The organism is Pseudohongiella acticola (assembly GCF_001758195.1).
GTDB classification, from domain to species: domain Bacteria; phylum Pseudomonadota; class Gammaproteobacteria; order Pseudomonadales; family Pseudohongiellaceae; genus Pseudohongiella; species Pseudohongiella acticola.
In genome coordinates, this window is record NZ_MASR01000001.1 from 204876 (window position 1) to 225545 (window position 20670).

Genomic DNA, 20670 nt, shown 5'->3' on the forward strand with positions numbered 1-20670 from the left:
AGAATGAATCTACACGAATATCAAGGCAAGCAGTTGTTCGCTGAATACGGATTGCCTGTTTCCAAAGGTTTTGCTGTTGATACGCCCGAAGCCGCAGCAGAAGCCTGCGATAAAATCGGCGGTGACATGTGGGTTGTGAAAGCACAGGTTCACGCCGGCGGACGTGGTAAGGCGGGTGGCGTTAAACTCATCAAGAGTCGTGATGATGCCAAAGCCTTCGCAGCTCAGTGGCTGGGCAAGCGCCTGGTTACCTATCAGACTGATGCCGACGGGCAACCCGTCAGCAAGATCCTGGTTGAGTCCTGCACGGACATCGCACAAGAACTTTACCTGGGAGCGGTTGTTGATCGCTCCACGCGTCGTGTTGTCTTCATGGCGTCCACCGAAGGCGGTGTCGAAATCGAGAAAGTGGCACATGACACGCCTGAAAAAATTCTGAAAGCTACCGTTGATCCGCTGGTGGGTGCACAGCCCTATCAGGGTCGCGATCTGGCGTTCCAGTTGGGCCTGAAGGGTGATCAGATCAAACAGTTCACCAAGATCTTTATGGGTCTGGCCAAACTGTTTGTTGACTACGATCTGGCACTGCTGGAAATCAATCCGCTGGTTATCAAGGAAGATGGCAATCTGCATTGCCTGGACGCGAAACTTGGCATTGATGGCAATGCGCTGTATCGCCAGCCCAAATTGCGGGAAATGCACGATCCGTCACAGGATGATCCGCGTGAAGCCCACGCCGCCAGTTTTGAGCTGAACTATGTGGCTCTGGATGGCAATATCGGTTGTATGGTTAATGGTGCTGGTCTGGCCATGGGTACCATGGACATCGTCAACCTGCACGGCGGTGAGCCCGCCAACTTCCTGGATGTGGGCGGTGGCGCTACCAAAGAGCGTGTCACCGAAGCATTCAAGATCATTCTGTCGGACGATAACGTGAAGGCAGTTCTGGTCAACATTTTTGGTGGTATTGTCCGTTGTGACATGATCGCTGAAGGTATCATCGGCGCAGTTAAGGAAGTCGGTGTGAAAGTGCCGGTTGTGGTCCGCCTGGAAGGCAACAATGCTGACCTGGGTGCCAAGGCACTGGCCGACAGTGGGCTGAACATCATCGCTGCAACCAGTCTGACCGACGCTGCCCAGCAAGTCGTCAAGGCCGCGGAGGGTAAATAATGAGCATTCTGATAAACAAAGACACCAAGGTTATCTGCCAGGGTTTTACTGGTTCACAAGGTACGTTCCACTCCGAACAGGCGATTGCTTACGGCACCAAAATGGTGGGTGGCGTTACGCCAGGCAAGGGTGGTACGACTCACCTGGGCCTGCCCGTGTTCAATACGGTGCGCGAAGCCGTTGATGCAACCGGTGCCGAAGCCAGCGTCATTTATGTGCCAGCACCGTTCTGCAAGGACTCCATACTGGAAGCAGCCAACAGCGGCATTAAATTGATTGTCTGCATCACCGAAGGCATTGCCACGCTGGATATGCTTGATGCCAAAGTAAAATGCGACGAGCTGGGTGTGCGCCTGATTGGGCCAAACTGCCCCGGTGTGATTACACCGGGCGAGTGCAAGATCGGTATCATGCCGGGCCATATTCACAAGCCTGGCAAAGTGGGTATCGTGTCCCGGTCCGGCACGCTGACCTATGAAGCTGTCAAACAGACGACTGACCATGGTTTTGGCCAGTCCTCCTGTGTCGGTATTGGTGGTGATCCGATCCCGGGTTCCAACTTTATTGATATTCTGGCCATGTTTGAAAAAGACCCGGCGACTGAAGCAATTGTCATGATTGGCGAGATCGGGGGTAGCGCTGAAGAAGAGGCCGCTGCCTACATTAAAGCCAATGTCACAAAGCCTGTGGTATCGTATATCGCTGGTGTTACAGCGCCGGCAGGCAAGCGTATGGGCCACGCCGGGGCGATCATCTCGGGCGGTAAAGGTACCGCTGATGAGAAATTTGCCGCCCTGCAGGATGCGGGCGTCAAAACTGTTCGCAGCCTGGCTGATATCGGTGATGCCCTGAAGGAAGTCACTGGCTGGTAACAGAGCTCCGGCGCACCCTCTCCGGGCACGGCAATAGTCGTTGACCCGGATCGGTGCGCCGGCTACCAGAGTCGTATGCAGAGGCTGAAAATTTCTGCTTGCGGAGGTTCAAAAAAACAAACAGGTTGTGTTAGTCTTTACGACATAATTCGGCAGGGAGTACTGAATTTACGCCAAATAGCATGATTTTGGCGATATTTGTTACCAAAGTTCTCATGATTTATTTCGTCGTGTAAAACGGTAACTGAATGGCCTGATTTGTGCAGTACTGGTCACAAGCCAGTATGACGTTTGCAGACCGATGGATCGCAGTAATTTGGGTTTTTGCAACCCGGGTCAATTTTCCGGGGATAGATTTATCAGTATGGGCTCCGCAGTTTCATGCCGGTAACGAAGAAAAGATGTCACGTCTGATGCTTGCATCAGAGTGTTTAATACAATAACAGGATGGCACATGAATAACCGTCGATTATATTCCAAGGTTCTGGTACCACTCGCATCTCTGCTAGTGATCGGAACAGCCAAGGCGCAAGACGTTGATACAAGCACGATTGACAGAGCCTTGAATGTTGTAGACGAGACTAACGCGGCAGCAGCCCAGTCTCAGGAGACCATCAACCGTCTCTCCAACTCTTCAAGCGCTTTGTTCGAAGATTTCAAACTGGAAAGTGACAACCTTGAAGCGCTGATGGTGTTGAACGCCAACTGGCGCCGACAGATTGCCATTCAGGAACAGGATCTTGCGACAATTGCTGAGTCGGTTGCGGAAGTTCGCAACGTGACACAGGAGCTGCCGCTGCTGATGAACAAAATGATCTCCAGTATGGAGCAGTTTGTTGCGCTGGACATGCCGTTTCACCTGGATGCGCGTCAGGCTCGTATAGAGTTTGCAAAGTCCGCCATCGATAACCCCAATGTTTCTACAGCAGAGCGGTTCCGCCAGATTCTGGTTCTGTACCAGACTGAAAACGCTTATGGCCGAACCCGCGAGACCTACCCGACAACCCTGACCATCGACGGCGTCGAGCGGGATGTGGACATGTTGCGTGTAGGCCGTATCGCGCTGACGTTCCAGACCAAGGACCGTTCCATGACCGGTGCCTGGGACCCAGAAGCCCGTCAATGGGTGACCCTTGATGACGGTGTATACCGTGACGCCATTCGTACCGGTATCAGCGTTGCCAGCGGCACCATTGCACCAGAAATTATTAACGCACCAATCGTTGCGCCGGAGTTAGCACAGTGAAGAATAATATAATCAAATTAGCAGGTATTACCGTCACGGGGCTTATGCTCGCCGTATCCACTCAGGTGTTTGCGCAACAGCCGGCCGCCAGCCTTGAAGAACTTCTGCGTAGCGTTGAAGAAAACAGCGTTGCGGAATCTGAAGAAGCGCGTGAGCGCGAGCAGCGCTTCCAGCAGAATGTGAATCAGCAGGAACAGATCCTTGAGCAGACACGTTCGCGTATTGCTGAGGAAGAAGCTGAAAACGCCCGCCTGGAAGGCGTTTTTGACGAAAACCGCACCGAACTGGCTGCAGCACGTGCACAACTGCGTGAAGTGCGAGCTAACCTGAACGAGCTGCTGGGTACTATCCAGGGCGTTGCAGGTGACTTCCAGAGCATTTTTGATGACTCGCTGATCAGTGCCCAGTACCCGGGCCGCAACGAGTTCCTGGACTCGTTCATCTCTCGTGTAGCATCGGATACAGAGCAGGTGCGCGTCGATGAGATCGAGCGCTTCTGGTTCTACATGCAACAGGAAATGACCGAATCTGGTCGCGTTGTGCAGTATCAGGACACTGTTGGCCTGGCATCAGGCGAGCAGGAAGAGCGCATGATCACGCGTATCGGTACTTTCAATGCGATTGGCGATGGCGAATACCTGTCGTACACCGGTGACGTTGGTCACCTGCAGGTTCTGCCACGTCAGCCGAACAGCGACATTCTGGCCCGAGCTGAAGAGCTTGAGAATGCAGAAAGTGGCTTCACTAAAGTCGGTATCGACCCGACAGGTGCAGTTGGTGGTAGCCTGATGGCCAACCTGATCAACTTCCCGACGCCGCTTGAGCAGGTTGAGCAGAACGCTGGTGAAATCGGCTTCATGATCATCGGTCTGGGTATCATTGGTGTGCTGGTCGGTATTATCCGCTCCTTCATGCTGACGCTGGTAGCTGCTAAAGTTAACGCGCAGGTCAAATCAGACAAAGCCAACAGCAACAACCCGCTGGGCCGCGTACTGCTGGTGGCAGAGTCCAACCCGAACGTGGACACTGAAACACTTGAACTGAAACTGGGCGAAGCGATTCTGCAGGAAACGCCGCGTCTCGAACGCTTCCTGATCCTGATCAAGATCATTGCCACCATCGCCCCGTTGATGGGTCTGTTGGGTACGGTGACTGGTATGATTCAGGTGTTCCAGCAAATTACAGTTTACGGTGCGGGTGACCCGACTATCATGGCCGGTGGTATCTCCATGGCTCTGATGACAACTGTACTGGGTATCGTTGCTGCGATTCCGTGTATCCTTATGCACACTTGGGTTAAGAGCAAGAGTGACCGCATCATCCATATCCTGGAAGAGCAGGCCACTGGTCTTATCGCCCGGAAAGCAGAAGCCTCCGGTAACAAGGCTCAGGCTTAAGGGGGCACCATGTATTTCGCGCTGCTCGATTTTACTGATGCGATCATGGATTTCATGAACAAGGGCGGGCCAGTCCTCTGGATTATTGGCGGTCTGCTCCTGGTAATGTGGTCGCTGATATTCGAGCGGGTCTGGTATCTGCACTCCACTCATGCCAAGAGGGTCAAACAGACCCTCGCGACATGGGCGGATCGTAGTGACACCCGTTCCTGGCGCGCTCAGCAGATCCGCAACCTGATGATCTCTGAAGTGTCGCTGGATCTGAAGTCTTCTTTGCCCATGATTGAGACCCTGGTAGTGGTATGTCCGCTGCTGGGTCTGATGGGCACGGTGACAGGCATGATTGAAGTATTCTACGTTATGGCATTTACCGGCGGTGGTGATGCCCAGTCCATGGCAGGTGGTGTTTCCAAAGCCACGATCCCGACAATGGCGGGCATGGTGGGTGCGCTTTCCGGTATTTTTGCCAGCAACTGGTTAAAGCACCGAGTTGATCGTGACCTGGAACTTCTTGAAGATCATATGTCCTAATAATTTATAAGATACGATAAAGGCATAATAATGAAATCAGGTTTAATGAAGAAACGCGATGATGACGAAAACACCGGGGAGATTCATCTGACCCCGATGCTTGATGTCGTTTTCATCCTGCTGATCTTCTTTATCGTGACCTCGGTGTTTGTCACCGAAGCCGGTATTGATGTCAACAAACCGGATGCTTCCACAGCTCTGCCGCGCTCTCAGGATCTTATCCTGATCGCGGTCAGCGGCGATGGTCAGATCTGGATAGATGGTGAGCAGATTGATGGTCGGTTCGTAAGGAGCAGGTTCGAACGCCGTTTGGCAGAAACACCTAACGCTTCTGTGGTCATTCAGGGTGACGAAGCGGCTGAGAACCAGCATGTCTTGAGAATCCTGGAAGCTGCACGCGATGCAAATATCACTTCAGTGTCCATTTCAACGGAGAATTAAACAATGATTGCAATTCGATGGTTGATTTCTCTGGTGTTGGCGGTGGGTATTACGCTTGGCCTGTTCTATTTCATGCAGGCGCTGATAGCGACCGGCAGCCAACTGGAACAGCGTGCAAACGTAGTCAGAATCGTTGACGCAACCATGCCCGAAATCGAAATGGAAGTGATTCGTGAGGTTGAGCGTCCCGAGGAGATAGAACAGGTAGAGGAAACACCACCTCCGCCGGAAAACCGGAACGTCGATATGGACAATATGGCGAACCTGAACATCGACAGAAGCGGTGGTGACATTGATATGGGGCTGGATATCGGTGCCGCCGGCCTCAATGCAACGGACGGTGACATGTTGCCGCTGGTTAACATTCAGCCAACCTATCCGACGCGCGCAGCGCAACGCGGAATCGAAGGCTGGTGTCAGGTTGCGTTCACAGTAACGGCCTCTGGCGGTGTGCGTGATGTCGAAGTCATTGATGCAGAACCGCGCGGCATGTTCGACTCGGCGTCGATACGGGCTGCAGAGCGATTCCGTTTTCAGCCACGCGTCGTGAATGGTGAGGCCGTTGATGTGCCCAACGTTCAGTACGTGTTCCGTTATCAGCTGGAGGAGTAATTTATGTTGAAGTCGAAGTTCAAATATAAATCGCTTCTGATGGCGATGACGTTTACTGCGTCTACGCTGCTGGGCCAGGCTGCTTTCATGGCAACTGCCTCGGCCCAGGACGACGAGGACGATGGTCCACGGCAGCCGCCGCCCACGCGCTCTTCGGAAGTATTGAGCGACCGTGTGTTCCGCGTCATTTCCGAAATCAATGAGATGATGAACCCGCCGGAAGAGGGTGACCAACCCGATCTGCCGGGTGCCAAGGAAGAGCTGGACGAGTTGAACGAGCGTTATGACTCTCTCAATAATTTTGAGAAATCAACGCTGCTCAACTTTTACACCAACTATTACCTGGCGGTGGACGATATTGATAATGCGCTGCTCACATTTGAGCGTATTCTTACTATTGAAGAATTGCGTCCGGAAGCGCGTTTACGGGCATTGCGGTCTCTGGGCCAGCTGTATGCCAGTGAAGAACGTTTTCAGGAAGCAATTACCACGCTTAATACCTGGCGCGATCTGTCCGAAACGGAAGATGCCACGATCTACCTGATTCTGGCGACGTCACATTACAACCTGGAAAACTTTGAGCAGGCCATTCCCTTGTTGATCAATCACATGGATATGGTCATAGCGGAAGGCGGTGAACTGCGCAAGAACATCTATGGTCTGCTTAATTTGATGTATATCGAACAGGAAGACTATCGTAATGCGCTGGACGTGACTCGCACCATGATCGCCCTGTTTGATGAAGCACCTGAGTATCGTAACCTGGCTGCCATTTATGGTTACCTGGAAGAAGATGCCAAGCGTTTGCAGACGCTGGAACTGACTTATGTTCGTGGTTTCATGGACAGTGAGGCGCAGTTTCTTAACCTGGCGCAGTCTCTGGCCGGTATCGACGCACCGTATCGCGGTATAAAGATTCTGGAAGACGGTATCTCACAGGGTATTGTGGAAGAGAATGAGGCCAATTTGCGCCGCCTGACCCAGATGTACATCATGGCATCGGAGTTCGAGGGCGCAGTGGAACCTGCTGAACGACTGACAGAGCTGGCCAATGACGGCGAATCCTGGGATTACCTGGGCTACATCCACCTGATGAACCGTGACTACGAAGGTGCGGTTGAGGCAATGCAGACAGCACTTGAACGTGGTGGCCTGGAGAATCAGGGTGATGTGCAACTGTCCCTGGCACGTGCACTGGTCGAACTGGAACGTTTCGACGAAGCAACAACAGCGGCTCGTGCGGCACAGAATCTGGGTGTTGATAACGCGCAGCAGTTCCTGACCTACATCGAGAACTCCAAGAACCGGTTTGAAACGCTGCAGGAGCGTAAAGAACAGTCTATCGATTATTATCGCGAGGCTTGACCTTTTAACTGCCAATGGCAGGCTTGAAAAAACGGTTTAGCGACCCAATAAAAGAACCCGGTATCCGAAAAGGCTACCGGGTTTTTTTATTTAACCAGGATTGATGCAGCAGGGGTAACAATGGCTACGGAAATTAACAAGGAAACACGCGGATTTGAGACGGAAGCCAAGCAGCTTCTGAAATTGATGATTCACTCCCTCTATAGCAATAAAGAGGTATTTCTGCGTGAACTGATTTCAAACGCATCAGATGCGGCAGACAAACTGCGCTTTGAAGCGTTGTCCCGGCCTGATATATATGAAGATGACACGGATCTGAAAGTGGTCATCGATTTTGATGCAGAAGCAGGCACTGTCAGCATTTCTGACAACGGCATTGGTATGTCGCGCGAAGACGTTATCAGTAATCTGGGCACAATCGCGCGCTCCGGGACTGCACAGTTTCTGGAAGCACTGAGTGGCGACCAGAAAAAAGACTCGCAACTGATCGGCCAGTTCGGTGTTGGTTTCTATTCGGCCTTTATCGTCGCCGACAGTGTTGAAGTACTGACACGTAAGGCCGGTGCTTCGGTATCCGAAGGTGTGCACTGGGCTTCCTCGGGCGAATCAGACTACACCATCGAAAGCACCGAAAAAACAACGCGCGGTACAACCGTGATTCTGCACCTGCGTGAAGACTCGCGTGAATTTGCCGACAGCTTCCGCCTGAAGCAAATCGTTAAAAAATACGCAGATCATATTGCGATTCCTGTAATGATGCCGAAGCCGGCTGAAAAGGACGCGGAAGATGCGGAAAGCACCGAGCAGAAACCTGAGTTTGAAGCCGTCAACGATGCCAAGGCGTTGTGGACCCGACCGCGCAGTGATGTCAAGCCGGACGAGTATGAAGAGTTTTATAAACACATTTCTCATGATTACGAAAAACCACTGGGCTGGAGCCACAACAAGGTCGAAGGCAAACTCGAGTACACCAGCCTGTTATATGTGCCGACCCGTGCGCCATTTGACCTGTGGAACCGCGACGGTGTTCGCGGTCTGAAGCTGTATGTCCAGCGTGTGTTCATCATGGATCAGGCTGAGCAGTTTCTGCCGCTGTATTTGCGCTTCATCAAGGGCGTGGTTGATTCAAATGACATTTCGCTCAACGTTTCCCGTGAAATCCTGCAGAAAGACCCGGCCGTTGATTCAATGCGCAGTGCATTGACCAAGCGCGCGCTGGACATGCTGAGCAAGCTAAAGAAGGATGACAAAGACAAGTACGCAACATTCTGGCGCGAATTTGGCCAGGTTCTGAAAGAGGGCCCGGGCGAGGATTTCTCTAATCGTGAGAACATCTCAAAACTGTTGATGTTTAACAGCACCCATGCCGAATCCAAAGGCCAGGATCAGAGTCTGGAAGACTATATTGCGCGCATGAAGCCGGATCAGGAAAAAATCTATTACCTGATTGCCGATTCTGAAAAGGCTGCCAAAAACAGTCCGCACCTGGAAATCTTCCGCAAAAAAGGTATCGAAGTTCTGCTGATGACGGATCGCATTGATGAATGGCTGATGAGTCACCTCAATGAATTCGATGGCAAGAGCCTGCAGGATGTTACCCGCGGTGAACTGGATCTGGGCAAGCTGGATGACGAGGCCGAAAAGGCTGAGCAGGAAAAGCGGGAAGAGACGTTCAAACCTCTGCTGGAGCGCGTTAAAACTGCTCTGGGTGAGCGCATCAAGGAGTCACGTGTCAGCCATCGTCTGACCGATTCACCGGCCTGTCTGGCACTGGATGATGATGACATGGGGGCGCAGATGCGTCGCATCATGGAAGCCTCCGGTCAGCCGGTACCGGAAACCAAGCCGATCTTTGAATTGAATCCGGATCACCCGTTGATAGGGAAGCTGGAACAGGAGCAGGATGAGGAACGGTTTGCTGACCTCATCTCGTTGTTATTTGATCAGGCCAGTCTGGCAGATGGCAATGAGCTGGAGGATCCGGCGCGCTTCAGCCGGCAGTTGAACAAGTTGCTGCTTGAGCTCTGCGATTGATTCAAGTCTGTGACTATCCAGAATCGGTAGGAATATTTTCTGCAAGATAGGCTCCGATGTGGAGCGCCTGCCGTGACTGGGTAGCACCTTCAGGGGACGCCGTGGATCCGTCCATGGAGGCTCTTGTGCGGCGTCCCTGCCGCACAAGCCCCTTCAGGTGCAACCCAGTCCCGACAGGCTTGTGCCAGTCGGCATCGCTACTGGCTTTGATCCACTAGTCGTGTGTTGCTGTCAGTGATGCATCATTGGTGCATACTGATATTCAGATGTTCGTGATCATCACGAGAATCGTGAATGTCCGCATTGTAGGTGTGAGCCCCACGTACCCATCCACTGTCAGATTGATTCTGCCGTACTGCTCGGACCTGTGTCTTGAACGGAGCATGTGTGCCTGACTTTTGCACAAGCCGCGCGGGGCTGGTTGGCACCTGAAGGGGCTTATGCGGCAGGGAAGCCGCATAAGAGCCCCCACGGATGGGTTCACGGCGTCCCCTGAAGGTGCCAACCCAGTCACGCGAGGCGGTCTCGAAACTTCAACATCACATCCTGTTCAGCGGTTCTATGCCCAGCAGGTTGAGGCCGCGTTTCAGGGTCTGAGCGGTCAGCGCTGCCAGAGCCAGGCGTGATTGTCGCAGGTCGGCCTCGGCTTTCAGGATAGGGCAGGTCTCATAGAATTTCATGAAGATGCCTGACAGTTCATACAGGTACAGGCACAGCTGGTTCGGGAACCCATCCTGGCCCGTTTGTCGAACCACATCAGACAGCTGCAGAATTTTCATCGCCAGTGCGCGCTCCTCTGGTGCCTGCAGCATGATGTTTTCGCCCGGTGTTACATTCTCTTCCTCAAGGCGACGCAGCACACTCTGAATACGTGCATAAGCGTATAGCAGATAAGGCGCGGTGTTGCCTTCAAATGACAGCATGCTCGACCAGTCAAAAATGTAATCGCTGGTCCGGTTTTTTGACAGTTCTGAATATTTGACGGCAGCAATGCCAACGGTATCGGCTATTTGCTGACGATCGGATTCAGGCAGGTCCGCATTCTTGTCACTCACCAGTGCAAAGGCGCGGCGTATGGACTCGTCCAGTAAGTCTCGCAGTTTAACGGTATCGCCGCTGCGGGTTTTGAATGGCTTACCATCTTCACCCATCATGGTGCCATAGGCGATATGCTCCAGATGGCTCTCACTGCGCGCAAATCCGGCCAGTTTGGCGGCCGCAAAGACCTGTTTGAAATGCAGGCTTTGCCGAGCGTCAACAACATAGAGCACACGATCGGCGCCAAGGTTATGACAACGATACCTGACGGCAGCAAGGTCCGTGGTGGCATACAGGTAACCGCCATCGCTTTTTTGTACGATCACAGGCAGCGGATTGCCATCCTTGCCGGTAAATTCTTCCAGGAACACGCAATTGGCACCTTCGGATCGCGTCAGCAGTTCTTTGCTGTCCAGGGTTTTGACAATGTCAGCCAGGTCATCATTGTAAAAACTCTCCGCGCACAAATCGCTGCGCTTAAGGCTGACGCCGAGTAATTCGTAGACCTCTTCACAATGGCGCAGAGATTCGCCAATGAAGCGTTGCCAGGCTGCCAGACATTCCGGGTCACCCTGTTGCAGGCGGACCACATAGCTGCGCGCCAGTTCAGCGAATTCCGGGTCGGCATCAAAACGCTGTTTGGCCTCACGGTAGAATACTTCCAGGTCAGAAAGGTTGTTCGACTGAGCTTTGTTGTCTTCGCTGAGGCTGGCCAGATGGGCGATCAACATGCCGAACTGGGTGCCCCAGTCGCCAACGTGATTTTGCCGGATCACACAATGGCCCAGTGCCTCCAGGATACGGACGATGGCATCGCCAATAATGGTGCCGCGCAGATGGCCAACGTGCATCTCCTTGGCCAGGTTGGGGCTGGAGTAGTCCACCACGATGGTCTGTGCTTTGCTGACAGGCAGAATCAATTCAGCTGAACCCTGCAGACATTCACTGGCCCTTCGTGCCAGCGCCTCAGTGCTGAGAAACAGATTGATAAACCCTGGACCGGCAACTTCAGCTTTGGCCAGCAGCTCGCCACAATTGATGTCCGCCACCACTTTGGCTGCCAGCTCGCGTGGGTTGGTGCGCAACTGTTTGGCGACCGACATGACACCGTTGGCCTGATAATCGCCAAATTCAGGTCGGGTTGCGTAGATGACCTGCGCTTTGGCATCGCCCAGGCCGGTCACATTGACCAGTGCCTCGGTGATACCGGCCTCCAGTGTTTCTTTAATGGTAAGCATTACTCTGTCCTGTGCTGGTGAACTGACCCATGCCGGCCGTCGTGAGCTCCGAAACGCCTGGCGGTCCGGACTGGCGGGCTGGCTGGTTGTCTGGCTGTTTAGTTCTTTAATTGTCTAATGAAAAATTCTTCAATAAAGAGTCAGCTAAAATCAGGCGCGATTTTACACCATTCGTCGTCCGCGTGCCGGGTAAAGCAGGATGTCGGGTGTTATAATCGCCGACTTTGCGCGAATTCGCGCGCAGTCGAGCCATCGGTACGCCAGTATGACCCAAACTCAGCCAGAAGGCGTCAGGACCGGAGTGCAACTGATCGAGGTATCAGAGCATGCCGATGGGCAGCGTCTGGATAACTTCCTGCTCAGTCGTCTGAAAGGGCTGCCGAAATCTCACCTGTATCGCCTTATTCGCAAGGCCGAGGTGCGCATCAACAAAAAGCGCTGCAAGCCCGACTCCCGACTGAGCACGGGTGATATTGTGCGTGTGGCGCCTCTGCGTTTGAGCGAGGAAACACCGGCGGTGGCTCCCGGGGCGAGCCTGGTGCAACTACTCAACAACAGCGTGTTGTTTGAAGACGAACATCTGCTGATCATCAATAAACCGGCAGGGTTGGCGGTGCATGCGGGGTCGGGGCAGCGTATCGGTCTGATTGAGTCGCTCAGGTTCATGGCCGGGGAGAGTGGTTATCGTGAGCTTGTGCATCGGCTTGATAAAGACACCTCTGGGTGCATATTGATTGCCAAAAATGGTAAAAGTCTTAAGGTGTTGCAAAGTAATCTTAAACAGAAAGTAATGGAAAAAACCTACCAGGCTCTGGTGCATGGGCAGTGGCCAACGGCACTTGATCAGATCAAGGCACCACTGCAGAAGCATCAACCCCATGCCGGGGAGCGCATTGTCACCGTGCAGGCTGATGGCAAAGCGGCCCTGACACGGTTCCGGGTGTTGCAGACATTTGCCCGTGCCAGTCTGATTGAAGCCATGCCGGTTACCGGTCGTACCCATCAGATTCGTGTGCATTGCCAGTATGCTGGCCATCCCATAATCGGTGACCCGAAATATACCTTTGACCGGCGCCATGACTTTGGTGCGGTCCGTCACCTGAACCTGCATGCGGCTCGTTTGGGCTTCAGGCATCCGGTATCTGGAGAGCCGATGACAGTGCTTGCACCCCTGCGTGACGAGATGAATTCGCTCATCAATCAGCTGAATCAGGAAAAACGCCGGTAACAGGCGGTAAAATATGCGAAAATGAGCAGAATTTTTTGACAGAAACCGTTTGTGCCCCTATCATTGCGCGCCTATGGTTGAGACCCTCGAATTTGCATCCCCAATGCTACCGTTTGTAGACGCCCGCAAGGCGTTTCGACATGAGCAGAGGATTGCCGGTTATTTGCCCCTGGCGTCCCTGAAGAACCTGTCGGCGATGCTGACAGATAACGAAGGGAAGATAGAGGCGGTGCTGACGTTCCGCTTCGATCAGGATCGTCGTCGACGCATCGATGGCGAGCTGTGGGCTACGGTCAATGTGCAGTGTCAGCGCTGCCTGGAGCCCGTACAGATCAGTCTTGGCGAGCAATTTGAGCTGGCCGTTGTCAGCACGGAGGCGATGGCGAAGAATTTGCCGGCGTCGCTGGACCCCTGGCTCAGCGATGCAGAGACGTTGATCCCGGCCGATATCATAGAAGAACAATTGATACTGTGCATGCCGATCGTCAGCACGCACAGCGAATGCAACGCCGCAATCGTGCACGATGTGCTGGAAAAAGGTGTTGGCATTGAACACAGTGAGCAAATCGAGAAGAAGCAGGAGAAAAATCCGTTCTCGGTGCTGGCAACGCTAAAAAACAAGCCTGACACCCACTAGGGCGTCAGATTTTCACGTAACAGCAGGTTTTAGATAGCAGTTTAAGACATCAGGAGTATTCATCATGGCCGTTCAACAAAACAAGAAATCCCGCGCACGTCGCGATCAGCGTCGCAGTCACGATGCACTGACAGGCCCAACCCTGTCCGTGGATAAGACCACTGGCGAAATTCACCGTCGTCACCACATGACTGCCGATGGTTTCTACAAAGGCAAGAAAGTACTGAACCTCGGTGACGAATAAGTTTGACTGAAGTCAGGCGCATCGCAATCGATGTCATGGGGGGGGATTCTGGCCCCCCGGTGACAGTGCCGGCTGCGCTGGCTGCACTGAAAAAACACCCGCTTCTGCAGATAACGCTGGTGGGTGACGAACAACAGATTACCCCCTTGTTGACTTCGCTCTCCCCCAATGACGCTACCCGCGTCGATATCGTTCATACCAGCGTCGCTATCAGTGCGCACGCGCGTCCGGATAAAGTCCTGCGCGGCAGCCGCGACTCCTCCATGTTTATCGCTGTCGATCGTGTCCGCCAGGGCCTCGCTGATGCCTGCGTCAGTGCCGGTAATACGGGCGCCCTGTTGATGGCCGGACGACACCTGCTTGATGCCATCCCGGGCATTGATAAACCCGCGATCATGGCGACCCTGCCTGCGACCCGCTCTGGCGGCTACAGCTATTTGCTCGATGTCGGCGCCAACGTCAGTAACAATGCGGCTGAACTTTACCAGTTTGCCCTGATGGGGTCAGTGCTGGCGTCCAGTCTCTCTGAGCGTCCGCATGCGCGTGTGGCATTGCTGAATATAGGTGCTGAGGCCAATAAAGGCACGCCGGAAATACAGCAGGCGGCAAGCCTGCTGGCGGATAGCCCGGAGCTGAACTATATTGGATTCATCGAGGGTAATCAGCTTTATGACGGGGTTGCCGACGTCATTGTCTGTGATGGCTTTACCGGCAATATCACCATCAAGACCAGTGCCGGTGCGGTCAAGGTCATACAGGGTCTGTTAACCAAAACCATCAGGGCTGGCTGGTACTTCCGGTTGCTCAGCCTGTTTGCCCGGCCCCTGTTGCTGGGCATTCAGAAAGAGCTGAATCCGGCACGGTATAATGGCGCCACCCTGGTGGGTCTGAGCGGCATTATCGTGAAGAGTCATGGTCATGCCTCGCAGGATGGCTTTGAGCATGCGATCAGACATGCAATAAAACAGGTAGAAGACGATGTGCCGGCACTGATTGCCGGTAAAATGAATCACGCTAGCGAATAGAGAACGAGTGCACAACATGCAAAAATTTGGATTTGTTTTTCCGGGACAGGGTTCACAGAAAGCAGGCATGCTCAGTGAGCTGGCAGAGGTCCATCCTGTTGTAGTCGACACGTTTGCACTGGCTTCAGAGGTGCTGGGTAAGGATTTGTGGCAGATTGCACAGGACAACCCTGATGGTTTGCTGGATCAGACCCATTTCACGCAGCCGGTCCTGCTGGCGGCATCCGTTGCGATCTGGCGGGCGTGGATGGCCAAGCAGGCGCCGTTGCCGGATATGCTTGCCGGTCATAGCCTGGGTGAATACTCCGCGCTGGTCTGTGCGGGTGTGCTGAGTTTTGAGGATGCCATCGCGCTGGTACACAAGCGTGGCCAATACATGCAAAGTGCGGTGCCCGCCGGTACCGGCGGCATGGCTGCCATCATTGGCATGGACGACAGCCGTATCGATGCGCTGTGTCGCAGTGCTGCCGGTGACGGCGTGGTCGCGCCTGCCAACTTCAATTCTCCGGGACAGACCGTGATTGCGGGTGACAGGGACGCGGTTGAGCGCGTCATGGCCGCCTGCAAGGAAGCCGGCGCCAAACGCGCGCTGCCGCTGAACGTCAGTGTGCCGTCGCATTGTGCCTTGATGAAGTCTGCGGCAGAGGCACTGGCTGCTGATCTGGCGGCGATTGATTTTAAAAAGCCCGAACTGCCAGTGGTGCAGAATATCAATGGCCGGGCCAGCAAAGAGCTGAGTGAAATACGCGATAATCTGCTTAAACAGTTGTACATGCCGGTACAATGGGTTGATACCATTTACTGTATGCGCGACTTTGGCATTGGCAAAGTAGTAGAATGCGGCCCTGGGAAAGTACTGGGCGGGTTGATCAAACGGATTCAGCCGGAAATCAGTTGTTTTAATACTGATACACCGGATGCATTGACTGAGGCCGTTGATGGACTGAGCCGCTAGTGAAAACGTTTAACAATGGAGTGACGTAATAAATGAGCATGTCAGGAAAAGTAGCCCTGGTCACGGGTGCCAGTCGTGGAATCGGGCGGGCAATTGCCGCCGAGCTTGGTAGTCAGGGCGCCATCGTTGCCGGGACTGCTACAACAGACGAAGGCGCTCAGGCGATTACGGAATTTTTTGCCAGTCAGGGTGTCAAAGGGGCTGGGTTCCGTCTTGACGTGTCTTCAACCGAGGCCGTTGAGACCGTGATGGCAACAATTGCAGCCGATCTCGGAGGCGCACCCCTGATCCTGGTTAACAATGCCGGCATCACCCGTGACAACCTGCTGATGCGAATGAAAGAGGATGAATGGGGTAGCGTCATCAATACCAACCTCAATTCGCTGTACCGCGTGTGCCGGGTGGCGCTTAAATCCATGACCAAGGCGCGCTGGGGTCGCATCATCAATATCAGCTCTGTGGTCGCCTCCAGTGGCAATCCGGGGCAGACCAATTACGCCGCATCAAAAGCGGCAGTCGAAGGGTTTTCGCGTTCATTGGCCCGGGAGATTGGGTCACGGGGCATTACCGTCAATTCGATTGCACCGGGTTTTATTGATACCGACATGACCCGGGCATTGACAGAAAAACAGATCGAGACACTGTTGGTACAAATTCCATTGGCGCGCTTCGGCAAGCCGGAAGAAATTGCATCGGTGGCCAGCTTTCTGGCATCAGATGCCGGCGCCTATATTACCGGTGAAACCATTCAGGTAAATGGCGGCATGTACATGGCGTAAAAGGCATGAAGGGGGCGCGTTTATTGATTATGTGATAGTTTAATTTATAATAATAAATCATTGATAATTAATTAAATTAATCTGATCAAGTGAATTATTTTACAGTTTAAGATTACAAGCACTATAAAATACATGTAAACTTGCGTTTTAGATTATTTCAGTTGGTCAATTTTTAACCAATTTAATCGGAATGCATGACAAACCTTGGTACTAGGAGCTAATAAGAGTTATGAGCAGCATTGAAGAACGCGTGAAAAAAATTGTCTGCGAGCAGCTTGGCGTTAAGGAAGAAGACGTAAAGGCTTCCTCTTCATTCGTAGAAGATCTCGGCGCTGATTCTTTGGATACCGTGGAATTGGTTATGGCTCTCGAAGAAGAGTTTGAAACTGAGATTCCGGACGAAGAAGCCGAAAAGATCACCACTGTTCAGCTGGCCATTGATTATATCAATTCGCACCTGTAACAGCATTCCGCTTATCGGATAGATACAAACAAAAGCTACTCTGGGTTCCGACTTAGAGTAGCTTTTGTTTATCTGGATGTTGGGATGATTGGATGTTTGGTCCGGCAAATGCCGTAAAATATCTGCGACCGGATTAACACGGTCAGATACGTGGAGATAAAGCGTGTTTAATGGCAGAAGAGTAGTGGTGACAGGCCTGGGCATGGTGACCCCATTGGGAAACGATGTTGCGTCTACCTGGCAAGCACTGAAAGACGGTCAGAGCGGTATCAATGTATTAGAGCATTTTGATACGTCAGCGTTCAGCACCCGCTTTGGTGGCTCCATCAAAAATTTTGACAACGAACCGTACATGTCGGCAAAAGATGCCAAACGCATGGACGTGTTTATCCTGTATGGCGTGGCGGCCGGTGTGCAGGCCATGTCCGATGCCGGACTGGAAGAGGGCGGTTTTGACCCGACCCGATTTGGCGCCGCCATTGGTTCCGGTATCGGCGGTATCACCGCGATTGAAAACAACGCCGAGTTGATTCGCGGTGCCGGCCCTCGCAAGATCTCCCCGTTTTTTGTGCCGGGCTCAATCATCAATATGCTGGGCGGCACACTGTCCATTCGTTATAACCTGCAGGGCCCCAATATCGCGGTCACCACCGCCTGTACCACGGGCACCCACAATATCGGGTTGGCCGCGCAGATGATTGCGTCCGGGCAGGCTGACCTGATGATTGCCGGTGGCGCTGAAATGGCGACATCGCCAGTCGGCCTGGGTGGCTTCTGCGCTGCCCGCGCACTATCCACGCGCAATGATGACCCGCAGGCCGCCAGCCGGCCCTGGGACAAGGATCGCGACGGATTTGTACTGAGCGACGGGGCTGGCATCATGATTCTGGAAGAATATGAGCATGCCCGTCAGCGTGGTGCCAAAATTTATGCCGAGATTTCCGGCTTTGGCATGAGCGCCGATGCGTTTCACATGACGTCGCCATCAGAAAATGGCCGAGGTGCGGCCGCCTGCATGCAGAATGCCCTGAACAGTGCCGGGCTTAATGCGGGTGATATCGACTATGTGAATGCCCATGGAACCTCGACTACCGCCGGCGATATCGCGGAGACCCAGGCGGTGAAAACCGTTTTTGGCGATTACGCCTACAAGCTGCCGGTCAGTTCCAGCAAATCCATGATCGGCCACTTGTTGGGAGCTGCAGGCGCAGTGGAGTCAATCATCTGTGTGCTATCCCTTGATGAGCAGGTCATCACACCCACCATCAACCTGGACGAGGCAGATGCAGCCTGTGATCTTGATTATGTGCCGGGTAGCAGTCGGGACGCTAAACTCAATGCTGTGCTCAACAACTCCTTCGGATTCGGGGGAACTAACGGCTCTCTGATTTTTGCACGCCGGCCCTGATGGCGGTGTTGACGCTGGTCGATGGTGAGCTTGCTGACAATGTCCCGGTCAGTGACCGCGGCCTGCTTTATGGCGATGGTGTGTTTGAAACCATGCACTATCGTCAGCATCAATTGATGCGACTGCCCGCCCATATGCTGCGGCTGCAGCGTAGCTGCGAACAGCTGGGCATCCCGCTTCTAATGACAGACATCCAGCAGCATATCGATAGCCTGCTTTCCCGAGTGTCATCCTTGGCTGATACGCCGACAGACGGTATCGTCAAAATCATTGTTACCCGCGGCGATGGCGGTCGAGGTTACATGCCTGCAGCAACCTCACAGTCCCGTGTGGTGGTGCAATTTCACCTGATGCCGACGCCCTATGCTGAATGTTACCGCCGCGGGATTTCCTGCATGCTGTGCCGGCACCCGGTGTCCATCAATCCTGCGCTGGCCGGGTTGAAACATCTGAATCGCCTGGATCAGGTCATGGCCAGCCGCGAACTGGCGGCAGCACAGAACAATGCTGCAAACACTGACCCCATGTTGCAGGAAGGCTTGATGCTGGACAGCCTGGGTGACCTGACGGAAGGCACCAGGAGTAATGTTTTTCTGGTTATCAACGACCAGCTTTGCACACCTGATTTAACTCAGGCGGGTGTGTGTGGCCTCATGCGCAATTTAATTCTGGACTGGTTTGAAGGGCAGGGTATACCGGTCACGGTGAGAGCAATCACCGGCCAGGAGCTGATGCTTGCCAGCGAAGTTTTTATTTGCAACAGTGTCATCGGTATCTGGCCGGTGAACAGTGTTTATGACTTCAGCTCGGGAACCTGCATTCATCTGTCCAGCCAGACCATGGCGCGTAGCGCACAACAGGGATTGTTGAGTCATTAAATGTTGCGTCTATTGATCAAAGCACCTGACCACTCCGCAGACCACGAAACCCGACTGCCATGGTTTTAATGTCCGTTCGCAGATTGCTGTTAATTGTACTGGCACTGTGCCTGATTGCGGTGCTTGTGGTGGCTGCTACGTTGCTGACAGTAAGGCAGTACCTGGATTCGCCCCTGTCCTTGCCAGACGACGCTGTTGTTGTTGATATCGAACCCGGTATGCCACTGCAGTTGATTGCCTCCCGACTGGCAGACAATGGTTACCTGTCGTGGCCGCGTGCCATGGTGTTATGGGCACGGTGGCAGGGCTTTGATCGTCGTATTCGCAGTGGCGAGTATGCGCTTGAGGCAGGCCAGACGCCGCGGACACTGATGGCGCTGTTAATGTCAGGCCGCGTTGTGCAGTATCCTGTTACCTTCGTGGAAGGCTGGACGGTCCGGCAGGCGCTGGAACACTTGTGGCGGCTCGACAATATCAACCCACAACTGCAGGGCATGTCCAATGACGATATTCATTCGGCGCTGCAGATCTCGCTGCCGGCGCTGGAGGGCAGTCTTTTCCCGGATACCTATTTTTATACCAAAGGCACAAGCGATGTCGCCATTCTGCAACGCGCCAACCAGCGCCTGCAGCAGGTCCTGACAGAGGAATGGCAGCAGCGTGCGGACGGCCTGCCCTATGAATCTCCGTGGCAGGCATTGATTATGGCGTCAATTATCGAGCGGGAGTCTGGTTACAAGGCAGAAAAGCGTGACATAGCCGGTGTTTTTGTCAGACGGCTACAGTCAGGCATGAGACTGCAGTCGGATCCCACCGTGATCTATGGCATGGGTAGCAGCTATGATGGTGTGATCTATCGTAGTGATCTCAACACCACCACCGCGTACAATACCTATCGCATCAATGGTCTGCCGCCGACGCCGATTGCATTGGCAGGGCGAGACTCCATTCATGCGAGCATGCAGCCGAAAAAGGGCACCGCGTTGTATTTTGTGTCACGCGGCGATGGCAGCCATCAGTTCTCCGATACACTGGAGCAGCATAATTCGGCCGTGCAGCGCTATCTGCGCGGCGGCGCTGAAAACGAAAATAATTGAGGCTCAGCATCC

At 53.5% G+C, this 20670-nt stretch carries 20 protein-coding genes; 19 read left to right on the plus strand and 1 reads right to left on the minus strand.

Annotation, left to right across the window (positions count from 1 at the left end; all coding sequences use genetic code 11):
- The first annotated feature begins 3 nt into the window (after positions 1-3).
- From sucC to htpG, 9 genes are all read left to right on the plus strand, one after another.
- The gene (gene sucC / locus PHACT_RS00885) at positions 4-1170 is read left to right on the plus strand and encodes an ADP-forming succinate--CoA ligase subunit beta (protein WP_070115500.1); all 1167 of its coding nucleotides are present in this window, start codon (positions 4-6) and stop codon (positions 1168-1170) included.
- Positions 1170-2042 (plus strand): succinate--CoA ligase subunit alpha, encoded by an 873-nt coding sequence (sucD, locus tag PHACT_RS00890; RefSeq protein ID WP_070115501.1) that lies wholly within the window; start codon positions 1170-1172, stop codon positions 2040-2042. Before sucC ends, sucD begins: the two co-directional genes overlap by 1 nt.
- Positions 2043-2496: 454 nt before the next feature.
- The gene (locus tag PHACT_RS00895) at positions 2497-3288 is read left to right on the plus strand and encodes a DUF3450 domain-containing protein (RefSeq protein ID WP_070115502.1); all 792 of its coding nucleotides are present in this window, start codon (positions 2497-2499) and stop codon (positions 3286-3288) included.
- On the plus strand, positions 3285-4685 hold the full coding sequence (locus tag PHACT_RS00900) for a MotA/TolQ/ExbB proton channel family protein (RefSeq protein WP_083264235.1): 1401 nt from the start codon (positions 3285-3287) through the stop codon (positions 4683-4685). Before PHACT_RS00895 ends, PHACT_RS00900 begins: the two co-directional genes overlap by 4 nt.
- 9 nt (positions 4686-4694) lie before the next feature.
- Entirely contained in the window at positions 4695-5216 is a 522-nt protein-coding gene (locus tag PHACT_RS00905) for a MotA/TolQ/ExbB proton channel family protein (RefSeq protein WP_070115503.1), read from the plus strand.
- Between the two features lie 45 nt (positions 5217-5261).
- The gene (locus PHACT_RS00910) at positions 5262-5657 is read left to right on the plus strand and encodes an ExbD/TolR family protein (protein ID WP_245730528.1); all 396 of its coding nucleotides are present in this window, start codon (positions 5262-5264) and stop codon (positions 5655-5657) included.
- 3 nt (positions 5658-5660) lie between these two features.
- Positions 5661-6269, plus strand: a complete 609-nt coding sequence (locus PHACT_RS00915) for an energy transducer TonB (RefSeq protein WP_070115505.1) — start codon at positions 5661-5663, stop codon at positions 6267-6269.
- Positions 6270-6272: 3 nt separating this feature from the next.
- Positions 6273-7634, plus strand: a complete 1362-nt coding sequence (locus PHACT_RS00920; RefSeq protein ID WP_070115506.1) for a tetratricopeptide repeat protein — start codon at positions 6273-6275, stop codon at positions 7632-7634.
- A 120-nt stretch (positions 7635-7754) separates the two neighbouring features.
- Positions 7755-9668: a molecular chaperone HtpG gene (htpG, locus tag PHACT_RS00925; RefSeq protein WP_070115507.1), complete on the plus strand. Its 1914-nt coding sequence runs from the start codon at positions 7755-7757 to the stop codon at positions 9666-9668.
- Between the two features lie 539 nt (positions 9669-10207).
- On the opposite strand, the gene argS is transcribed toward htpG, so the two are convergent.
- Entirely contained in the window at positions 10208-11944 is a 1737-nt protein-coding gene (gene argS / locus PHACT_RS00930) for an arginine--tRNA ligase (protein WP_070115508.1), read from the minus strand.
- Positions 11945-12143: 199 nt separating this feature from the next.
- Between argS and PHACT_RS00935 the strand changes: the two genes are divergently transcribed.
- The 10 genes from PHACT_RS00935 to mltG all read left to right on the plus strand — a co-directional run bounded on the left by PHACT_RS00935 (position 12144) and on the right by mltG (position 20658).
- Positions 12144-13172, plus strand: a complete 1029-nt coding sequence (locus PHACT_RS00935; protein WP_070115509.1) for an RluA family pseudouridine synthase — start codon at positions 12144-12146, stop codon at positions 13170-13172.
- 73 nt (positions 13173-13245) lie between these two features.
- A complete protein-coding gene (locus PHACT_RS00940) occupies positions 13246-13809 on the plus strand; it encodes a YceD family protein (protein ID WP_070115510.1) in 564 nt (187 codons plus the stop codon).
- 64 nt (positions 13810-13873) lie between these two features.
- Positions 13874-14053 (plus strand): 50S ribosomal protein L32, encoded by a 180-nt coding sequence (gene rpmF, locus PHACT_RS00945; protein ID WP_070115511.1) that lies wholly within the window; start codon positions 13874-13876, stop codon positions 14051-14053.
- A 2-nt stretch (positions 14054-14055) separates the two neighbouring features.
- Positions 14056-15078 (plus strand): phosphate acyltransferase PlsX, encoded by a 1023-nt coding sequence (plsX, locus tag PHACT_RS00950; RefSeq protein WP_083264236.1) that lies wholly within the window; start codon positions 14056-14058, stop codon positions 15076-15078.
- Between the two features lie 16 nt (positions 15079-15094).
- A complete protein-coding gene (gene fabD, locus PHACT_RS00955; RefSeq protein ID WP_070115512.1) occupies positions 15095-16033 on the plus strand; it encodes an ACP S-malonyltransferase in 939 nt (312 codons plus the stop codon).
- Positions 16034-16065: 32 nt separating this feature from the next.
- Positions 16066-16812 (plus strand): 3-oxoacyl-ACP reductase FabG, encoded by a 747-nt coding sequence (gene fabG, locus PHACT_RS00960; protein ID WP_070115513.1) that lies wholly within the window; start codon positions 16066-16068, stop codon positions 16810-16812.
- A gap of 229 nt (positions 16813-17041) precedes the next feature.
- A complete protein-coding gene (gene acpP, locus PHACT_RS00965) occupies positions 17042-17275 on the plus strand; it encodes an acyl carrier protein (protein WP_070115514.1) in 234 nt (77 codons plus the stop codon).
- A gap of 163 nt (positions 17276-17438) precedes the next feature.
- Positions 17439-18683, plus strand: coding sequence for a beta-ketoacyl-ACP synthase II (gene fabF / locus PHACT_RS00970; protein ID WP_281201704.1), 1245 nt, complete (start codon positions 17439-17441; stop codon positions 18681-18683).
- Positions 18683-19561: an aminodeoxychorismate lyase gene (gene pabC / locus PHACT_RS00975; protein ID WP_070115516.1), complete on the plus strand. Its 879-nt coding sequence runs from the start codon at positions 18683-18685 to the stop codon at positions 19559-19561. The genes fabF and pabC overlap by 1 nt, the downstream gene beginning before the upstream one ends.
- A 68-nt stretch (positions 19562-19629) precedes the next feature.
- Complete coding sequence (mltG, locus tag PHACT_RS00980; RefSeq protein ID WP_070115517.1) at positions 19630-20658, plus strand: endolytic transglycosylase MltG; 1029 nt, start codon at positions 19630-19632, stop codon at positions 20656-20658.
- Positions 20659-20670 lie beyond the last annotated feature (12 nt).